Origin of the sequence: Microbispora sp. CL1-1, from assembly GCF_012034195.1 — a bacterium.
Taxonomy (GTDB): domain Bacteria; phylum Actinomycetota; class Actinomycetes; order Streptosporangiales; family Streptosporangiaceae; genus Microbispora.
On sequence record NZ_JAATEK010000034.1, the window covers coordinates 54,543 to 72,129 of the forward strand.

Here is a 17,587-nt window from a genome sequence, read left to right on the forward strand (position 1 = left end):
CCTTCACGGAGTCTGGCGATGCAGGTCACGGATTCCGGCGAGCAACGTTGGCGCCAGATCCGGTAGGGAGACCAGGATATCCGGCAGGTACGGGTCCTCCTGGTTGTAGGTCAGGGGTGAGCCGTCGATCCGGCTCGCATGGGCCCCCGCCGCGACCGCCACCGCGACCGGGGCGGCCGAGTCCCACTCGTACTGTCCCCCCGCGTGCACGTACGCCTCGACCTCACCGGTGAGGACCGCGGCGATCTTGGCACCGGCCGAGCCGATGGGGACGAGCTCCCCGCCGAGGCGGGCGGCCAGCTCGCGGACGAACTCGGGCGGCCGGGTGCGGCTGACCGCGATGCGGAACGGCTCACGCACCTTCTCGGGCAGCTCGGGCGGCGCCGCGGTCGTGAGCGTACGTCCCTGGGCGGGCAGGGCGACGGCCCCGGCCACGAGAGCGCCGCGCTGCCAGAGCGCCACATGGACGGCCCAGTCGGTGCGGCCCTGCTCGGAGAACTCACGGGTGCCGTCGAGAGGATCGACGATCCAGACGCGCTCGGCCGACAGCCGCCGGGGGTCCATCCGCTCCTCGCGGGTCGCCTCCTCCGACAGCACGGCGTCGTCCGGCCGCAGCCGCCTGAGCGCGTCCATGAGAAACTCGTGGGACGCGCGGTCTCCCGCGTCCTTCAGCGCCCGGCCGTCGTCGAACCCGAGACGGGCGCGCAGCCCCAGGAGCCGCTCCCCCGCCTCCGTCGCCAGCTCACCGGCGAGGGTGTGGTCGTCCCGCATCGTCATTCCTCAGTACGCTCCCGCCCCGCGTGCGACCGCAGACCACGTCTTCCATAAGATCTGCAGATCCAGCATGAGAGACCAGTTCTCGACATAACGTAGGTCCAACCGTACCGATTCCTCCCAAGAGAGGTCGGACCGGCCGTTGACCTGCCAGAGCCCGGTCAGCCCGGGCCGCACCACGAGCCTGCGGCGCACGTCGTCGCCATAGCGCGCGACCTCCTCGGGCAGCGGCGGACGTGGCCCGACGAGCGACATGTCGCCCCGCAGCACGTTGATGAGCTGCGGTAACTCGTCGACGGAGTAACGCCGCAGCGCGGCGCCGAGCGGGGTCACCCGCGGGTCCCTGCGCACCTTGAACAGCACGCCGTCGGCGTCGCTGACCAGCTCGATCTTGCGGGCCTCCGCGTCGCGCCACATGGTGCGGAACTTGAGGATCGTGAACTCCACGCCGTCCCTGCCGACCCGCCGCTGGCGGAACAGGGCAGGCCCCGGGCTGGTCACCCGTACGGCCACGGCGACGGCGGCCAGGAGCGGGGCGAGCAGCACCAGCGCGACGGCGGCGACCAGCCGGTCGAAAACGCCCTTGACCAGCCGGCGTCCTCCCGCCAGCTCGGGATGCTCCACATGCAGCAGCGGGAGCCCGGCGACGGGGCGGATCGCGATGCGCGGACCGGCCACCTCCATCAGCGCGGGCGCCACCACCAGATCGGTGCGCGTCCGCTCCAGCCGCCAGGCCAGCCGGCGCAGCGCCGTGCCGTCCAGCTCCGGGCAGGCGAGCACCGCCACCGTGTCGGCCCGGACCTGCTCGACCACGAGCGGCACGTCGGTGAAGTCGCCCAGCACCGGCACGTCGGCGACATGGCCGGAGGCGCGGGTGGGCACGCAGGCGGCCACCACCTCCATGCCGTGGTAGCGCTCCCCGCGGAAGGTCTCGACCAGCTCGGCGATCGCCGTCCGGTGGCCTACCGCCACGACCCTGCGCATGCAGCCCTCACCTCTGGCCCGCCTGCGGTGCAGCCGCTGCCGCAGGCCGTACCTCGCCGCGAGGGTGAGCACGGTCGTGAGCGGCAGCGCGATCAGCACGTATCCGCGGGCGAGCCCGGTCTTCGACGCGTACGCCACGATCGCGACCCCCGCGATCAGCGTGAACCCGGCCCGCGCGACCCGGCGGAACTCCTCGGCCCCCACGCCGATCAGACGCGGCTCGTACGCCCGGCTCAGCACGAGAGTCATCGCCCAGACGGCGGGCAGCGCGGCACTCACCATCACATAGGGCATCACGTACGGAGTAACCTCGCCGAACCGGATCACCACGGCGGTGACCCCAGCGAGAAGGGCCCCCACGATGTCGCAGACGGCCGCGGTGAGCCGATATCGCACGGCCCACGCGGGCGGCCGCGGCATCGGATGGGCGGGCGCGTCCCGGGACATGCCGACGGCGAGCGCGGTCGTATCGCCGTCCAGCACTGTCGCCCCCCGCAATCCTGCCACTACCGACGGTGATGGAATGCTAGCGGCCTCACCCCGGCGTCTCAGGGAGATTCGTTGAAAGCCGAAACGTACATATCGGTCGATGTCGAGGCGGACGGCCCCATTCCGGGGCCGTACTCGATGGTCAGCTTCGGCATGACCGTGGCCGGGCGGATGACCGGGCGGCGGTTCGAGCGGACCGACCCTGAGGCGCTGACGTTCTACGCCGAGTTACGGCCGATCAGCGACGACCACGTGGCGGAGGCGCTGGCGGTGAGCGGCCTCGACCGGGAGACGCTGCTGCGCGAGGGACGCGACCCGGCCGAGGCGATGACCGAGGCGGCGGCCTGGGTGGCCGAGGTGTGCGGCGACGACCTGCCGGTGCTCGCGGCCTTCCCGCTGTCGTACGACTGGATGTGGATGTACTGGTACTTCCTCCGCTTCACCGGGCAGTCGCCTTTCGGCCACTCCCGGTGCATCGACATCAAGACGCTGTACGCCGCCAAAGCCGTGGTGCCGGTCGCCTGGGCGACCAAGCGTCAGATGCCGCGCGAGGTGCGTTCGCGGCGCCCGCACACGCACAACGCCCTGGATGACGCGATCGAGCAGGCGGAGCTGCTGCAGAACCTCATGGAGTGGCCGGGTTCGGCGCACCGCGAGGCCGGCGACGGGGCCGTTTCGCGGGGTCTCAGCGGGGCGGCTTCGCCGGATTGAGATCGGCGGCGTGGAAGCGGTTCTGCGTCGCCTCGAGACCGGCGGTCATCAGCGACTCCACCATGTCGGCCGCCCGGTCCACGAGGAACGGCAGGTCCTTCCGCTCGGCCGTGGCGAAGTCGCGCAGCACGAACGTCGCCGGGTCCATGCGGCCCGGCGGGCGGCCGATGCCGAACCTGATCCGGGGATAGTCGCGCGTGCCGAGCGCCTTCGTGATCGACTTCAGGCCGTTGTGGCCGTTGTCGCCGCCGCCGATCTTCGCGCGCAGCGCGCCGTACGGGATGTCCAGCTCGTCGTGGATCACGATCACCCGGTCGGGGGTGACCTTGTAGAAGTCGGCCAGCGCCTTCACCGGGCCGCCCGACAGGTTCATGAACGACAGCGGCTTGGCCAGCACGACCGGTAGCCCGGCCAGACGGCCCTCGACCACCTCGGCCCGCGACCGGTGCGCCTTGAACCGGCCGCCCATCCGGGCCGCCAGCTCGTCGAGCACCATGAAGCCCGCGTTGTGCCGGTTTCCGGCGTACTCCGGCCCGGGGTTGCCCAGGCCGACCACCAGCCACCGCTGCGCGGACGTGTCGGACATCGCTGTCTCCTCCGCTGTCTGCCTTGCTGTCTGCCTCGCCGCCGGCTCCGCTGTCGGCTCCACCAGCCGACTCCACCAGCCGACTCCGCCAGCCGGCTCCACCAGCCGGCTCCACCGCCGACTCACATGGAAGAGTCCTCCACAGACATTCTGTGGAGGACTCTCTCACGAACGGGTCCTACTCGGCGGCCTCGGCGCTCTCGCCCTCGGCGGCCTCGCCCTCCTCCGGCAGCGCGGCCGTCGGGGCCGCGATCACGTGCAGCACCAGCGCCTCGGGGTCACCGGCGAGCGTCGTGCCGCTCGGCAGCTTCAGGTCGCCCGCGTGCACGGTGTAGCCGGCGTCCTGGCCGTTCACGTCCACCTCGACGCCGGTCGGGATGTGGGTCGCCTCGGCCTCGACCGAGATCGTGTTCAGCGGCTGCTCGACGATCGCGCTGCCGACCGGCTCGCCGACGACGGTGACCGGGATCTCGACGGTGACCTTCTCGCCGCGCTTGACCAGCAGCAGGTCGACGTGCTCGAGGAAGCCCTTGATCGGGTCGCGCTGGACGCCCTTGGGCAGCGCGATCTCGTCCACGCCCTCGCCCTGCAGGCGGATGAGCACGTTCGGCGTGCGCAGCGCGAGCAGCAGCTCGTGGCCGGGAAGGGTCAGGTGCTTGGGCTCGGTGCCGTGGCCGTAGAGGACGGCGGGGACCTTGTTCGCCCGGCGGATCTTGCGGGCGGCGCCCTTGCCGAACTCGTTACGGAGCTCGGCGGCGATGCGTACTTCGGACACGGCACATCTCCTAGGGATGACTCGAATCGGGATTGGCGCGCTCCCCCTCACCCGCCCTAGCGGAAGGCGTTACGAGCGCAACCCCAGTAGCCTACCGTTCGCCGCGCCGGCCACGCGCCATCGGCGCTCCGCCCGTCACTCGCCGGTGAACTTCGGCTCCCGCCCCTCCCGTACCGCGGCGAAGCCCTCGCGCAGGTCTCGCGTGCCGAACATGAGCTGGTAGCCGCGGCGCTCCAGCGCGATCCCGGCCTCGAAGGACGTGTCGAGACCGAGGCGGACGACCTCCTTGATCTGCCGCACGGCCAGGCGGGGGCGGGAGGCGATCAGCGCGGCCAGCTCCACGGCCCGGTCGATGGCGTTGCCCTCGACCACCTCGGAGACGTAGCCGAGCCGGTACGCGTCGGCGGCGGTCATGGGCGTGCCGGTGAGGAGGGCGTACAGCGCGTTCTGCCGGCCGATGACGCGGGGCAGCCGCTGCGTCGCGCCGCCGCCGGGGACCAGGCCGATGGTGACCTCGGTCTGGGCGAAGCGGGCGTTCTGCGAGGCGATGACGAAGTCGCACTGGAGGATGAACTCGTTGCCGCCGCCGAACGCGTCCCCGTTCACGGCGGCGATCACGGGCTTTCCGCTGTACCAGAACGCCTGGTGGGTGTAGGCGCGGATCGCGCCCACCACATCGCGTCCGGCCTGCTCGTTCAGGTCGGCGCCGACGGCGAAGACGGTGTCGCCGCCGGTCAGGACGATCGCGCCGATGTCGTCGTCCTGGTTGAGGGTCTCGACGGCCTCGGCGAGCAGCACGCGTATCTCGGTGTTGAGCGCGTTGCGCACCTCCGGCCGGTTGAGCCGGATGACCGCGACGCCGTCGCGGGGCTTTTCGATCTCGACAACTGCCATGGCGGATGCCGGCCTTTCTGCGGGGAGGTCAGTGGTGGGACTCGAAGGTCTCCATGTTCGGGTTGTCCTTGAGCTTTCCGAAGATCTCGGATCCGTCGTTGATCCAGTACGGCGGAGGCCCGGGGGTGCTCGTCGCCTTGTCGAAGTCGGCGACGCCGATGAAGCAGACCATGAACCAGATCAGTTCCGCCGCGAACATCTCCGGGTGCTGCCGCGGGTGGCGTCCGCCGACGCGACGGGACCACTTGGTCATGGCCTTGCCGAGGTCGATCCGGAAGCCGAGGGTGACGTCCGGCACGTCGGTGTCGTGGAAGGCCACCAGCAGCAGGTCCCTGTCGTCCTCCACCGCGTACGTCACCTCTTCGAAGGTGAACTCGGGCCAGAACGGCCGGTCGTGGAGGTACTCGTCCTCGGTCGGCGCGCCCGGGGAGCGGCGGTTGGTGCGGTAGCGGGCGCTCAGCAGCGACCACATGTGGTCCCGGATCACCTTGGCCAGCGCCGGGTCCCGCTCGTCGTCGTGCGCGTATGTCGTGCCGTCTGCGGCCAGGTCGCCGTTCACCCTGCGTACGCCCCCTGAATCGTGGTTGCTTCGGACTGGATGCGCGCCTTCATGCGCATCACCGCGCGCGGCGCGTTCACTCCGGCGGCGGCGACGACGCGGCCCTCGCGGAAGTAGGTCACGAACGGGTACCCGTCCGCGCCGATCCGCTCGACGCTGACCTCGTCGTGCCCGCGCGCGTGGCCGACCATCTGGTACTTCAGGCCGTACTGGTCCGACCAGAAGTACGGCACCTCCGCGAACGGCGCGGGCTCGCGGCCCTCCAGCCCGGCCCACCAGCTCTCGACGGCGTGCCGCGCCTGCGCCGACGCGTTGCTCCAGTGCTCGACCCGCATCCGCCGGCCGAACACGGGGTGCCTCCAGTTGGCGATGTCCCCGGCCGCGAAGACGTTCGGCCGCGCGGTCCGCAGGGCCTCGTCGCAGCCGAGGCCGTCGGAGACGTCGAGCCCGGAGCCGTGCAGCCATTCGCAGGCCGTGACCGCGCCGAGCCCGAGCACGACCAGGTCGGCGCAGGTCTGCCCGCCGTCGTCGAAGGTCAGGACGACCGGGCCGTCCGGCTCGGTCGCCGACAGGCCGGTGACGGTCGTCAGCAGCCGGGTCGTCACGCCGTTGGCGTGGTGCCGGTCCAGGCAGAACCGTCCCAGGTCCTCGCCGAACACCGTGTCCATGGGCAGCCGCCCCTGCACGACCAGCTCGACCGGCAGCCCGCAGGACCGCAGCGACGCGGCGATCTCGCTGCCGACGAGACCGGCGCCGACGACCACCGTCCGGGGCCGGCCGGGCAGCCGCTCCTTGATCCGTTCGGCGTCGGCGAGCGTGCGCAGGCAGTGGACGTTGGGCAGCCCGGCGAACGCCTCCGGCAGGCGGGCGCGCGTCCCCGTGCAGACGAACAGGGCGTCGAAGGGGATCCACTCGCCGTCGGAGGGTTCTGCCGGAGCCTCGTGCGTGGGCGTGACCAGCACCCGGTCGTCGTCGGGGTCCAGCCGCGCGCACACCGCGTGGTCCACGACGCGCAGCCGCAGGCCGTGCGTGTCGAGGCCGGGCAGCCGGATGTCGTCGCGGGTGACCTTGCCCTGGATGAGTTCCTTGGACAGGGCGGGCCGGGAGTAGGGAGCGGTGCCCTCGGGCCCGCGTACCCAGACGACGTCGCCGGCGAAGCCATGCCGGGCGAGTTCGGCGACCACCCTGTGGCCGGCGAGGGACCCGCCGGCCACGACGACGGTCTGCGAGGTGGTGGCGACCACGGCCGCTATTCCTCCAGGCTCAGCGCGAGGACCGGGCAGGAGGTGATCGACTGCCGGACCTGGGCCTGGATGACCGGGTCGTCGGGGATCTCGTCGACGATGTGGAGGTTCAGGTCGTCGTCGACGTCGAAGACGTCGGGGGCGATGCCCATGCACACGCCGTTTCCGTCGCACAGGGTGCGGTCGACAGTGACTTTCATGTGGATCTCCTTGAGGGCGGGAAGATGTCGCGTTCAGTTGGCCGCCGCGGGCTCGGTCACGCCGTCGACCAGGTTCACGTAGTCCTTGTAGCGCTTGAGCAGCCACCGGTTGAACTGGAGAAGCGACTCCTCCTGGAAGGAGTAGCGGCCGGGACGGCGGAAGCGGGAGCGCATGCCCTTCTGGAGCGACAGATCGGAGCTGGCGTCCTGCTGGTGGAACAGGACCAGGCCGTCCTGGGCGATCTTGTAGAGCTGCTCGAAGCGGGGGTGCCGGGTGGACTCCTCGGGGTACAGGTGACCGATGCGCAGGTTCATGTGGTCCGGCCCCGCGGGCAGGACGAGGTAGTAGAACAGACCCTCGGGAACCGCCCCGAATCCCAGGTTCGGGGGGACCGAGGCGAAGATGACCTGGTTGCGCTCCTTCTCGCCGAGCGTCGGGATGATCGGGAGCAGGGCCTTGGTGGTCGCGTTGAAGCCGGCGTCCGGGTGGTAGAAGCCGGTCGGGTGGTAGACCGCGCCCTCGTCGGGGTCGAGGTCCACGAAGCTGGTGAGCCTGACGTGCGCGAAGTCGTGCAGCATGCCGTGGAGGTAGGCGCTGTGGTAGGGCTCGATGCCGTTTTCGAGCTGCGCCTTCCAGTTCCAGTTGTTGCCGCGCAGCTCCGCGACGGGCATGCTCACCATCTCGTCGATGTGGTAGTTCTCCAGCTCCTTGGTGAGCTTGGTGAGCGTGGGCGCGAGCGGCTTCGCGTTCGGGTCGAGATTGGTGAAGACGAAGCCGTTCCAGATCTCGACCCGGTGCGAGGGCAGGTACGCCTCCGCCTTCAGGTTCTTCAGGCCGACGGTGTCGTTCATGGACGGCGCCGCGATGAGGGAGCCGTCCAGCCCGTACGTCCAGGCGTGGAAGGGGCAGCGGAAGAGCCTGCCGGTGTTCCCCGACCCCTCGCACACCAGGTGGGCCCGGTGTGCGCAGACCGGGGTGAGGACCCGAATCTCCATGTCCTTGCCGCGGACCATCATCAGGGGCTCGTCGCCCATGTCGATGCGCACGAAGTCACCCGGCTTCGGGATCTCGTCGACGCGGCCGAGGCACAGCCACTGGCGCATGAAGATCGCCTCTTGCTCGAAGGCGTAGAACTCCGGATCGACGTAGCACTCGCGAGGGAGGTTCCAGCCGGTGGCCATGTCCCGGGAGCCCTCTTCGATGACCTTGAGGATGCGCCGGATGTTCTCGGAGACGGGTGCAAGACCCATGGTTCGGATGCTCCTTACGTGTGATGTGTCGCGGCGGGCGCGAATCAGGCCGTGCCGTCCGCCGCCGTGGCGGCGGTCCCGGGCGCCTCGGCGGCCCCGGGGGCCTCGGGGGCCTGTGGAACGGGCGTGCCCGCTCGGACCAGCAGGTGGTTGAAGAGCAGGTTGAGCAGGAAGGCCGCCAGCACCGTGACCGTGACGGCGCTGCCGAGGATGAACTGCGTGTCCTGGTTGAAGTTCTGGTAGATACCCGGCACCGCCACCGGCAGCATCCCCAGGCCGAGGGAGACGGCGACGATGAGCAGGTTCTGGTTCCCGGTGAAGTCGACTCTCTGCAGCATCTGGATGCCGACGGCCCCCGTCATGGCGAACATGACCAGGCCGGCGCCGCCGATGACGGGTCCCGGCAGGCTGGCGACGACCTCGCCGAGCTTGGGGATGGCACCCATGATCATCAGCAGCACGCCGGTGACGGTGATGACGTACCGGCTGCTGACCTTCGTCAGGCTGATCAGTCCCACGTTCTGGCCGAACGTGGAGTCGGGCACCGAGTTCATGAACCCGGCCAGCACGGCGGACAGGCCGTCGGTGGCCAGTCCCCGGGCCATGTCCTTGTCGGTGACGCGCTTGCCGACCGCGTCGCCGATGGCCAGCACGCACGCGGTCATCTCGCAGAAGACCACCACCATGGCGACGCACATCGCGAGGATCGGCACGAGCCGGAACTCCGGCGCGCCGAAGTGCAGCGGCGTCGAGAAGCCGAACCACTTGGCGCCGGCCACGGAGGAGAAGTCGGTGATGCCCATGATCGCCGCGATCACCGTGCCGATCGCCAGGCCGAACAGCACCGAGATGTTCCGGAGGAACCCGGTGAACAGGCGGTTGGCCAGCACGATGATCACGACGACGGCGAAGGCCAGGAGGATGTACCGCACGCTCGCGTAGTCCGGCGACTGCGGGTCGGACCCGGTGATCAGGTCGGCGCTGACCTTGACCAGCGAGAGCCCGATGATCGTGATCACGCAGCCCGTGACCAGCGTCGGGAAGAACCGCAGCACCTTGGAGAACGGCCGGGCGATCAGTATTCCGAAGACGCCTGCCGCGATCATCGAGCCGTACATGGTCGGCATGCCGTACTCGGAGCCGACGAGCATCATCGGGGTGAGGAAGGTGAAGGAGGCTCCCGCGACCACCGGCATGCGGATGCCGAAGAAGCGGGTGAGGCCGACGCTCTGGATGACGGTGGCGATGCCCGCCACGAGCAGATCGGCATTGACGATCAGTGCGATGGTGTGCGTCTCAAGTTTGAGCACCGTGCCGAGCACGAGCGGAACCGCGACGCAGCCCGCATACATGATCAACATGTGCTGCAGGCCGAAGAAGAAGAGTCGGGGCGCAGGAAGGACTTCGTCCACCGGATGGCGGTCGGAAGCCGTTGATTTGGGTGCACGGGTGGAAGGTGACACGGCGGTCTCCTGGCACTGAGTGAACGCCCCCTGGTCCCTCCGCCGGCGTTGACGAGCCAAGGTTCGGAGCTATGGGCAGGCGTGCGACGCCCCTGGGCGAGCAGGGTCGTCTGAGATCCGACGGAGCCGGTTTCCCCCATCGGGAACGGTCACGGTGGGTATCCGGTGCGCCGGTACCAGGAGGGTAAGGCGGCCCAAAAGGGGTGTCAATGACCAGTTTTCAGTTGTTTTCAGTCGCAGAGGGTGCTTAGGATCCTGTATACAGTATCCTCAATGACCCCCTCTGAGCGGAGGCATCGTGCGGCCGACCGCCCGGCGAATAGGCATGATCACCCCGTCGTCCAACACCGTCGTCGAACCGATGACCGGCGCGCTGCTCGCCGGCCGGGACGACGTCTCGGTCCACTTCACCCGACTGCGGGTCACGAGCATCAGCCTCGACGCCGCCGACACCCGTCAGTTCGCCCCCGAATCGTTCGTCGACGCGGCCCGCCTCCTCGGCGACGCGCGTGTCGACGTCGTCGCCTGGAACGGCACCTCCGGCTCCTGGCTCGGCCCGGGCGGGGACGAGCGGCTGTGCCGCGAGATGGAACAAGCCGCCGGCGCCCCCGCCACGACCTCGACGCTGGCCGTCCTCGCCGCCCTGCGCGCCTTGGCGGCCCGGCGCACCGGTCTGCTCACGCCGTACACGCGGGACGTCGGCGACGCCATCGCCGCGCACTACGCCGATCACGGCTTCCCCGTGCACGCGGCCCGCCACTTCGGCCGCACCACCAACTACGACTTCGCCCTGCTCGGGGACGCCGAGCTGGACGAGGCCTTCGACGCGCTCGTCACGGCGGGCTGCGACGCGGTCGCCGTGGTGTGCACCAACGTGCGCGCCGCGCACCTGGCCGCCCGGTGGGAACACCGCAGTGGCGTCCCGGTCGTCGACAGCGTCGCCGCGACGCTGTGGCAGGCCCTCGCCCTGGCCGGGGACGCGAGACCGATCACCGGGTACGGGCGCTTACTGGCCCACCCGCCCGCAGTCCAGACGCAGAGATGAGGAACACCATGGCCAAGGACATCAAGATCCTTATCGGAGTCGACGTCGACGCGGTCGCCGGCTGGCTCGGCTCGTACGGCGGCGAGGACTCGCCCAACGACATCCAGCGCGGGGTGTTCGCCGGCGAGGTGGGCACCCCCCGGCTGCTCCAGCTCTTCGAGCGGTACGGCCTGCGCACGACCTGGTTCATCCCGGGCCACTCCATCGAGACCTTCCCCGAGCAGATGGCGGCCGTCGCCGAGGCGGGGCACGAGATCGGAGCGCACGGCTACTCGCACGAGAACCCCATCGACATGTCACCGGAGCAGGAGCGGGACGTGCTCGGCCGCTGCGTCGAGCTCATCCAGGGCCTGTGGGGGCGTCCGCCGCGCGGCTACGTGGCGCCGTGGTGGGAGATGAGCCGCCACACCGCGGCCCTGCTGAAGGAGTTCGGCTTCTCCTACGACCACTCGCAGAACTACAACGACTTCCATCCCTTCTACGCCCGCGTCGGCGACGAGTGGACGAAGATCGACTACAGCCGCCGGGCCGAGGACTGGATGAAGCCCCTCACCCACGGCGCCGAGGTCGACCTCGTGGAGTTCTGCGGCAACTGGTACGTCGACGACCTGCCGCCGATGATGTTCGTCAAGAAGTCCCCCAACAGCCACGGCTTCGTCAGCCCGCACGATGTGGAACGGCTGTGGCGCGACCAGTTCGAGTGGGTCTACCGCGAGTTCGACTACGCGGTCTTCCCCATGACCCTGCACCCCGACGTGTCCGGCCGGCCGCAGGTCCTGCTGATGCTCGAGCGGCTCTTCGACAGCTGGCTCGGCCTGCCCGGCGTCGAGTTCACCACGTTCGACGCGGCGGCCGACGACTTCCGGCGGCGTTATCCTTTCGACGGCGCCGAGCGGCCCGCGCCGGTCGGCACCGGTCCGGGACCGAGGCGGAAGACCGGGGAGACGGCCCTGTGAGCAGGCAGGCGGACGCGCCGGGTGCGTTCGACATCGACGCCGACTACAAGCCGCTCCGGGACCGCGTACGCGACGAGCTGCGCCAGCGCATCATCGACGACGTCTACCCCGCGGGAACGCGACTGGTCGAGACCGAGATCGCCGCCCAGCTCGGGGTCTCCCGGCTGCCGGTGCGGGAGGCGATCCGGGCCCTGGAGAGCGAGGGCTTCGTCAAGACGGTCCCCCGGCGGGGCGCGGTCGTCGTGGAGCTGTCGGAGCAGGACGTCGAGGAGCTGTTCGACGTGCGCGAGTCGCTGGAGGTCCTGGCCAGCCGGCAGGCCGCGACGCGGGCCACCAAGGCCGAGCTGCGCCGCGTCCGGAGCATCCTGACCCGGGCGCGCAAGGCGCTCGACGCCGGAGACCGCATCGCCCTCGGCAAGGCCAACGAGGCCTTCCACGACGAGATACTCAAGCTGTCCCACAACACCCTGCTGCAGTCCCTGCTGGAGCCCCTGCAGGGGCGCCTGCACTGGCTGCTGCGGCAGACGGGCGACCCATACGACCTGTTCGAGGAGCATTCGGCGTGGTTCGAGGCGATCGCCTCGGGCTCGGCCGACCTCGCCGCCGAACGCGCCCGCGAGCACGCCCGGCTGAACCGGGAGATCGTGCGCAAGCTCCTGGCCGAACGGCAGCGCCAGACGCCTTCGGCGTAACACCACGACCCGGACGCGACCGCCCGGCGCGAGCACACCGCCCCCCATCCGGGTCGCTCCCCGTTCATCGCGCGGCCACGTCGTCGCCGCGCCTTCCTCCCCCTCCCGCTCAGGAGTACCACCATGTCCAATGCCACCCCGCCGTCCGGCGCCACCCTGCCGTCCGGCGCCACCCTGCCGTCCGGCGCCACCCCGCCGTCCGGCGCCGCCCCGGCGTCCGACCCCACGCAGGCGACCCTCGACGCCCTGAACGGCACCGAGGTCCGTCTGCGCCGCGTCTGCAAGGCGCGGGACGCCACCGACCGGGTCGGGCCCCGGCGTTTCCTGCACGCCGGGCCGCCGATCGACCTGGCCGACGTCACCGGGCCCATGCGCGGCGCGATCATCGCGGGCCTGCTGCTGGAGAAGGAGGCCGCGACCGTCGCCGAGGCCGAGGCGATCATCGACGCCGGCGAGGTGACCATCAGCCCCTGTCACGACGCCAACGCCGTCGGGGCGATGGCCGGGGTCGTCACGCCGAGCACGCCCGTCGTGGTCGCCGAGGCCACGGGCGGCATCACGACGTTCTCCCCCCTGAACGAGGGGATCGGCGGCGCGATGCGCTACGGGTCGTACGACGAGGGGACGCTCTCGCGGCTGCGGTGGCTCGGCGACGTGCTCGCCCCCGCCCTCGACGAGGCCGTGCGGCGCAGCGACCCCCTCGACCTGATCGCCCTGGTGGCCGAGGGGCTGCGACGCGGCGACGACTGCCACAACCGGCTGGTCGCGACCAGCGCGGCCCTGCTCGCGGCGCTCACCCCCGGCCTGCTGCGCGCCCCCCTGGACCGTACGGACGCCGCGGACGTCGTCGCGTTCATCTCGGGCAACGGGCACTTCGCGCTGCCCTTCGCGATCTCGGCGGCCAAGGCGGTGACGGTCGCCGCCGGGGGGATCCCGGGCAGTCCGATCGTGACGGCCATGGCGAGCAACGGGCGGGAGTTCGGCATCCGCGTCAGCGGGCTCGGCGACCGCTGGTTCACCGTGCCCGCGCCGATCGGCGACCCGGTTCTGCTGGACGGGGCGACCATCGACGACGTCAACCCGACCATGGGCGACTCGATGATCGCCGAGACGGCCGGCTTCGGCGCGTTCGCGATGACCGCCGCGCCGGCGATCATGTCCTTCGTCGGCGGCGACATGGCCCGCGCCATGGAGATCACCCGGAGCATGCGGACCGTCTGCGCCGGCACGAGCCGGCGTTTCCTCATCCCCGGTGAGGACTTCCGGGGGACGCCGCTCGGCATCGACGTGCACCGGGTGCGCGCGACCGGCGTCGAACCCGTCATCAACAACGGCCTCGCGCACCGGGAGCCCGGACGCGGCCGGGTCGGAGCCGGGATCACTCCCATCCCGGTGGAGCCCTTCGCGGCGGCGAGCCGGGCGCTGGAGGAGGCCGGCTTCGCGCCGTCCGGCGTGGCCGGGGAACCGGAGACGCGCGCGTGAGCGGCATGAGCATCCCCTCCTTCAGCCCCGCGGACCTCGCCGCCGTCGCCGCCAGATGGAGGCTCGACCCCGGCCTGGTGGCACGGCTCGGCCCGGCCGTCGACCGCATGCGCGAGGTCTACCTGCGGGTCCGCGATCTGGCGACCGAGGGACAGCCCCCCGAGCCGCCGCCCGTCCCCGTCACCCGGGTCTCCCGGGGGCCCGGCAACCCGTACGGCGCCTGGCTCTACACCGTGGACGAACCCGGACCTCCGGGGAGCGGACCGCTCGCCGGGCGGACGGTGACCGTCAAGGAGTCGATCGCGGTGCGCGGGGTGCCGATGACGCTGGGCAGCCGCCTCATGGCCGGTTTCGTGCCCGCGTCCGACTCGGTGGTGGTCGGCAGGGCGCGGGCGGCCGGGGCGGTGATCCTCGGCACGTCCGTCTGCGAGGACCTGTGCTACTCCGGGTCGAGCTTCACCAGCGCGCACGGACCCGTCGGGAACCCCTGGGACCCGCGCCGCTCCGCCGGCGGCTCCTCCAGCGGCGCCGCCGTCCTGGTGGCGACCGGGCAGGCCGACTACGGCATCGGCACCGATCACGGCGGCTCGGTCCGCAACCCCGCCGCCTGGTCCGGCGTGTTCGGCCTCAAGCCCACCTACGGCGTGATCGACTACGACGGCGCCATGCCGACCGAGCGCACGCTGGACCACATCGGCGTGCTCACCCGGACCGCCGCCGACCTGATCCCCTTCCTCGAGGCGACCGCGACGCCGCGCCCGGACGGGGACGGCGAGCCGTACGCCGCTGGGTACGCCCGGGAGGTCGCCGGGCTGCGCGCCGGGCTGCTCGCCGAGGGGTTCGGGTGGCCGGGCCGATCCGATCCCCGGGTCGACGGCCTGGTGCGGGAGTCCGGCCTGGCGCTGGAACGGCTCGGACTGACCGTGTCCGAGGTGTCGGTGCCGCTGCACCGGTTCGGGCGGGACATCCACCTGCCCATCTCCATCGAGGGCGGTCTCACCACGGTCTTCGAGTCCCGTCTCCAGGGCAACAACCACTTCGGGCCTTACCACCCGAACTTCGGGGAGGCGTTCGGCGAGGCCCTGACCCGGCGCCCCGAGGACATCCCGGTCGGCGGGGTGCTGGCCCTCGTCGGAGCCACGCTGCTGCGGGACGCCACCCACGGCAAGGTCATGGCCTACGCGCAGCGCCTGCGGCGGCGGCTGCGCGAGCAGATCGACGACGCGCTGCGCGAGGTCGATCTCCTCGTCCTGCCGACCGTCCCGATGCCGCCGCATCTCCTCCCGGCCGACCCGCGCACGGCCGTGATCGACACCGAGATGCCCTTCGAGATGCACGACAACAACTGCGTGTTCAACCTGACCGGGCACCCGGCGCTCAGCGTCCCCTGCGGGTTCGTGGACGGGCTGCCGGTCGGCATGCTCCTCGTCGGGCGTCCCGGCGCGGACGCGCGCCTGGTCCGCGTCGCCGCCGAGTTCGAAGAGCACGTCTTCCGCTGCCCACCGCCCCCGGCGCGGCACGAGACCGCGGGCGACGACCTCACCACCACAAGGAGCCGATGATGACCGAGCAGGCGCTGAACGTCTTCGGCGAGCCGCTGGAGCCCTGCGGCTTCGACCCGATCACCGGATACCGGCGCGACGGCTACTGCTACACCGGACCCGACAACCCCAAGGGGCACACGGTCTGCGCGATCGTGGACGAGCGCTTCATCGCGTTCCAGGCGACGGTCGACAACGACATCGCGACGCCGCGGCCGGACCTCGCCTTCCCCGGGCTCAAGCCGGGCGACCACTGGTGTGTCATCGCCTCCAAGTGGTACGAGGCGTACCTGGCCGGCTGCGCCTGCCCGGTGAACCTCGCCGCGACCAACATCCGGGCCCTGGAGGTGGTCCCCCGCGAGGCGCTGATGGAGTACGGGGTGGACCCGCGTCCCGGCCGGGACGACGGCCGGGACGCCGAGCGGTGAGCCGCTGGGGCGCCCTGCGTGCCTACACCTCCCTGCCCGCCGCCACCGGTCGCCGGTTCCTGGTGGTGACGCTGGTCGGCCGCATACCCGCGACCATGGGACAGCTCGGCGCGCTGCTGCTGGTCGGCGGGGCGACGCAGTCGCTCACGCTCGGCGGCGCCACGGCCGCGGCCTTCGCCGTGGGGCAGGCGGCGGGCGGTCCCGTCGTCGGGCGGGCCGCGGACCGGTACGGGCACCGGCCCGCCGGACTGGCCGCGGCCCTGTCGCACACGGCGGCCCTCGTGCTGCTGGTGGTGTGCGTCGGGGCGGGCGCTCCCGCGTGGGCGTCGCTGACGTCCTCGGCGATCGCAGGGTTCTCGGTGCCGCAGGTGGGCCCGCTGTCCCGGGCCCGCTGGACGGCGCTGGCCCACCGCGGCCGGCTGTCGGCCGACCGCCTTCCCACCGCGATGAGCTTCGAGGGGACCGGCGACGAGATCGCGTTCGTCCTCGGCCCGGCGCTGGTGGGCGTGATCGCGACGGCGGCCTCGCCCCGGACGGCCGTGCTCGTGGCGGCCGGGCTCACGGTCACGACGTGCGTGGCGTTCGCCCTGCACGGCACGGCCACCCTGGTCGGCGGGGGCCGCGGAGGGAGCGCGGCCGCCGGGGCCCGGGTGCCGCCGGTCCCCGTGCTCCTGCTCGCCGTGGCGCTGACCGGGCTCGGCTGCTACTTCGGCTCGACCCAGGCCGGGGTCGCCTGGCGGGCGGAGGCCGCCGGCGCCGGCGGCGCGGCCGGGCTGATCTACGCGGTCCTCGGGCTGAGCAGCGCCCTCGCCGGGGTGCTCGTCCCGATGCTGCCCGCGTCCCTGTCGCTCGTCCGCCGGCTCTGGGCCGGTTTCGTCCTCCTGGGCGTCCTCAGCCTGCCCCTCGCGATCATCGGGGGTTCGAACGCCGGCGATCTGTGGGTGCTGGCCCTGCTGATCGCGTTCCCCGGCGTCACCATCGCGCCGATCCTCGTCACCGCGTACACGCTGGCCGAGATGGCGGTGCCGGTGGAGCGGATCTCCTGGGTCATGACCCTGCTCACCTCCTCCGTCGTCGTCGGCTACGCGATCGGCGCGCTGGTGTCGGGCTCCCTCGCCGACCGGTACGGCCCGGCGGCGCCTTTCCTGATCGCGCTCGCCGCGTCCGGCGTCGGCGCCGCGGCCGGCACGCTCGGGCGGCGTCGTCTGGCGGCGCTCCGCCCCGGCACGGCCGCCGCCGGCGGGGCGCACGCGCGCTGAGGGCCCCGCCCGCCACGCTCCCGAGTCCGCGGATCGCCGTCCGCTCACCGGGCGGCGGCCGCGCCTGGCCACGATGGTGGGCGGCGCTCCGGCGGATCTATACTTGGCGGCGTGATTCGCACGCTGTGTCAGGGCTGGTGGCGCTCCACGTAGGAGCGGCCATCTCACACGCGTACGACCGGGCCGTTCGGATGGACGGCCCTTTTTCGTGCTCCCTGGACGAGGGGTCGCCGTCGGGACGGCGGACCACCTGC

At 71.6% G+C, this 17,587-nt stretch carries 18 protein-coding genes; 8 read left to right on the top strand and 10 right to left on the bottom strand.

Going from position 1 to position 17,587, the window contains the following annotated elements; genetic code table 11:
- Positions 1–3 precede the first annotated feature (3 nt).
- Together HCK04_RS41475 and HCK04_RS41480 are read right to left on the bottom strand one after the other, a co-directional pair.
- The gene (locus tag HCK04_RS41475) at positions 4–777 is read right to left on the bottom strand and encodes a 3'(2'),5'-bisphosphate nucleotidase CysQ (protein ID WP_185949062.1); all 774 of its coding nucleotides are present in this window, start codon (positions 775–777) and stop codon (positions 4–6) included.
- 3 nt (positions 778–780) lie between these two features.
- Complete coding sequence (locus tag HCK04_RS41480; protein ID WP_205830909.1) at positions 781–2,178, bottom strand: sugar transferase; 1,398 nt, start codon at positions 2,176–2,178, stop codon at positions 781–783.
- A gap of 141 nt (positions 2,179–2,319) precedes the next feature.
- Between HCK04_RS41480 and HCK04_RS30295 the strand changes: the two genes are divergently transcribed.
- The gene (locus HCK04_RS30295) at positions 2,320–2,958 is read left to right on the top strand and encodes an exonuclease (protein ID WP_205830893.1); all 639 of its coding nucleotides are present in this window, start codon (positions 2,320–2,322) and stop codon (positions 2,956–2,958) included.
- Here HCK04_RS30295 and pth read toward each other — a convergent pair.
- From pth to HCK04_RS30335, 8 genes are all read right to left on the bottom strand, one after another.
- Positions 2,933–3,544: an aminoacyl-tRNA hydrolase gene (gene pth / locus HCK04_RS30300; RefSeq protein WP_142650776.1), complete on the bottom strand. Its 612-nt coding sequence runs from the start codon at positions 3,542–3,544 to the stop codon at positions 2,933–2,935. The two genes, HCK04_RS30295 and pth, sit on opposite strands and share 26 nt — an antisense overlap.
- A gap of 178 nt (positions 3,545–3,722) precedes the next feature.
- Positions 3,723–4,319: a 50S ribosomal protein L25/general stress protein Ctc gene (locus tag HCK04_RS30305; RefSeq protein WP_142650777.1), complete on the bottom strand. Its 597-nt coding sequence runs from the start codon at positions 4,317–4,319 to the stop codon at positions 3,723–3,725.
- A gap of 135 nt (positions 4,320–4,454) precedes the next feature.
- Positions 4,455–5,213, bottom strand: coding sequence for an enoyl-CoA hydratase-related protein (locus HCK04_RS30310; RefSeq protein WP_142650778.1), 759 nt, complete (start codon positions 5,211–5,213; stop codon positions 4,455–4,457).
- A gap of 28 nt (positions 5,214–5,241) precedes the next feature.
- Positions 5,242–5,772 (bottom strand): hypothetical protein, encoded by a 531-nt coding sequence (locus HCK04_RS30315; RefSeq protein WP_142650779.1) that lies wholly within the window; start codon positions 5,770–5,772, stop codon positions 5,242–5,244.
- Complete coding sequence (locus tag HCK04_RS30320; RefSeq protein ID WP_168066388.1) at positions 5,769–7,016, bottom strand: FAD-dependent oxidoreductase; 1,248 nt, start codon at positions 7,014–7,016, stop codon at positions 5,769–5,771. Before HCK04_RS30320 ends, HCK04_RS30315 begins: the two co-directional genes overlap by 4 nt.
- A 5-nt stretch (positions 7,017–7,021) precedes the next feature.
- Entirely contained in the window at positions 7,022–7,216 is a 195-nt protein-coding gene (locus HCK04_RS30325) for a ferredoxin (RefSeq protein ID WP_168066390.1), read from the bottom strand.
- 33 nt (positions 7,217–7,249) lie between these two features.
- The gene (locus HCK04_RS30330; protein WP_142650781.1) at positions 7,250–8,467 is read right to left on the bottom strand and encodes an aromatic ring-hydroxylating dioxygenase subunit alpha; all 1,218 of its coding nucleotides are present in this window, start codon (positions 8,465–8,467) and stop codon (positions 7,250–7,252) included.
- A gap of 44 nt (positions 8,468–8,511) precedes the next feature.
- The gene (locus HCK04_RS30335) at positions 8,512–9,930 is read right to left on the bottom strand and encodes a nucleobase:cation symporter-2 family protein (RefSeq protein WP_312845779.1); all 1,419 of its coding nucleotides are present in this window, start codon (positions 9,928–9,930) and stop codon (positions 8,512–8,514) included.
- Between the two features lie 298 nt (positions 9,931–10,228).
- Between HCK04_RS30335 and HCK04_RS30340 the strand changes: the two genes are divergently transcribed.
- From HCK04_RS30340 to HCK04_RS30370, 7 genes are all read left to right on the top strand, one after another.
- Positions 10,229–10,975 (top strand): aspartate/glutamate racemase family protein, encoded by a 747-nt coding sequence (locus tag HCK04_RS30340; RefSeq protein ID WP_205830894.1) that lies wholly within the window; start codon positions 10,229–10,231, stop codon positions 10,973–10,975.
- A gap of 8 nt (positions 10,976–10,983) precedes the next feature.
- Positions 10,984–11,931, top strand: coding sequence for a polysaccharide deacetylase (locus HCK04_RS30345; RefSeq protein WP_142650783.1), 948 nt, complete (start codon positions 10,984–10,986; stop codon positions 11,929–11,931).
- Complete coding sequence (locus HCK04_RS44370) at positions 11,928–12,623, top strand: GntR family transcriptional regulator (RefSeq protein ID WP_205830895.1); 696 nt, start codon at positions 11,928–11,930, stop codon at positions 12,621–12,623. Before HCK04_RS30345 ends, HCK04_RS44370 begins: the two co-directional genes overlap by 4 nt.
- 123 nt (positions 12,624–12,746) lie before the next feature.
- Positions 12,747–14,105 (top strand): DUF1116 domain-containing protein, encoded by a 1,359-nt coding sequence (locus HCK04_RS30355; protein ID WP_142650784.1) that lies wholly within the window; start codon positions 12,747–12,749, stop codon positions 14,103–14,105.
- A gap of 5 nt (positions 14,106–14,110) precedes the next feature.
- On the top strand, positions 14,111–15,667 hold the full coding sequence (locus HCK04_RS30360) for an amidase family protein (RefSeq protein WP_142650785.1): 1,557 nt from the start codon (positions 14,111–14,113) through the stop codon (positions 15,665–15,667).
- Positions 15,664–16,074 carry a DUF2237 domain-containing protein gene (locus HCK04_RS30365; protein ID WP_205830896.1) on the top strand — a complete coding sequence of 137 codons (411 nt, stop codon included), beginning with the start codon at positions 15,664–15,666 and terminating at the stop codon, positions 16,072–16,074. Before HCK04_RS30360 ends, HCK04_RS30365 begins: the two co-directional genes overlap by 4 nt.
- Positions 16,071–17,333: an MFS transporter gene (locus tag HCK04_RS30370; protein ID WP_142650786.1), complete on the top strand. Its 1,263-nt coding sequence runs from the start codon at positions 16,071–16,073 to the stop codon at positions 17,331–17,333. Before HCK04_RS30365 ends, HCK04_RS30370 begins: the two co-directional genes overlap by 4 nt.
- The last annotated feature ends 254 nt before the right edge of the window (positions 17,334–17,587 follow it).

Coding starts and splice junctions, on each gene's coding strand:
- HCK04_RS41475 (WP_185949062.1), bottom strand. CDS start 777: ATGACGATGCGGGACGACCACACCCTCGCCGGTGAGCTGGCGACGGAG.
- HCK04_RS41480 (WP_205830909.1), bottom strand. CDS start 2,178: ATGCCGCGGCCGCCCGCGTGGGCCGTGCGATATCGGCTCACCGCGGCC.
- pth (WP_142650776.1), bottom strand. CDS start 3,544: ATGTCCGACACGTCCGCGCAGCGGTGGCTGGTGGTCGGCCTGGGCAAC.
- HCK04_RS30310 (WP_142650778.1), bottom strand. CDS start 5,213: ATGGCAGTTGTCGAGATCGAAAAGCCCCGCGACGGCGTCGCGGTCATC.
- HCK04_RS30325 (WP_168066390.1), bottom strand. CDS start 7,216: ATGAAAGTCACTGTCGACCGCACCCTGTGCGACGGAAACGGCGTGTGC.
- HCK04_RS30330 (WP_142650781.1), bottom strand. CDS start 8,467: ATGGGTCTTGCACCCGTCTCCGAGAACATCCGGCGCATCCTCAAGGTC.
- HCK04_RS30345 (WP_142650783.1), top strand. CDS start 10,984: ATGGCCAAGGACATCAAGATCCTTATCGGAGTCGACGTCGACGCGGTC.
- HCK04_RS30355 (WP_142650784.1), top strand. CDS start 12,747: ATGTCCAATGCCACCCCGCCGTCCGGCGCCACCCTGCCGTCCGGCGCC.
- HCK04_RS30360 (WP_142650785.1), top strand. CDS start 14,111: ATGAGCATCCCCTCCTTCAGCCCCGCGGACCTCGCCGCCGTCGCCGCC.
- HCK04_RS30365 (WP_205830896.1), top strand. CDS start 15,664: ATGATGACCGAGCAGGCGCTGAACGTCTTCGGCGAGCCGCTGGAGCCC.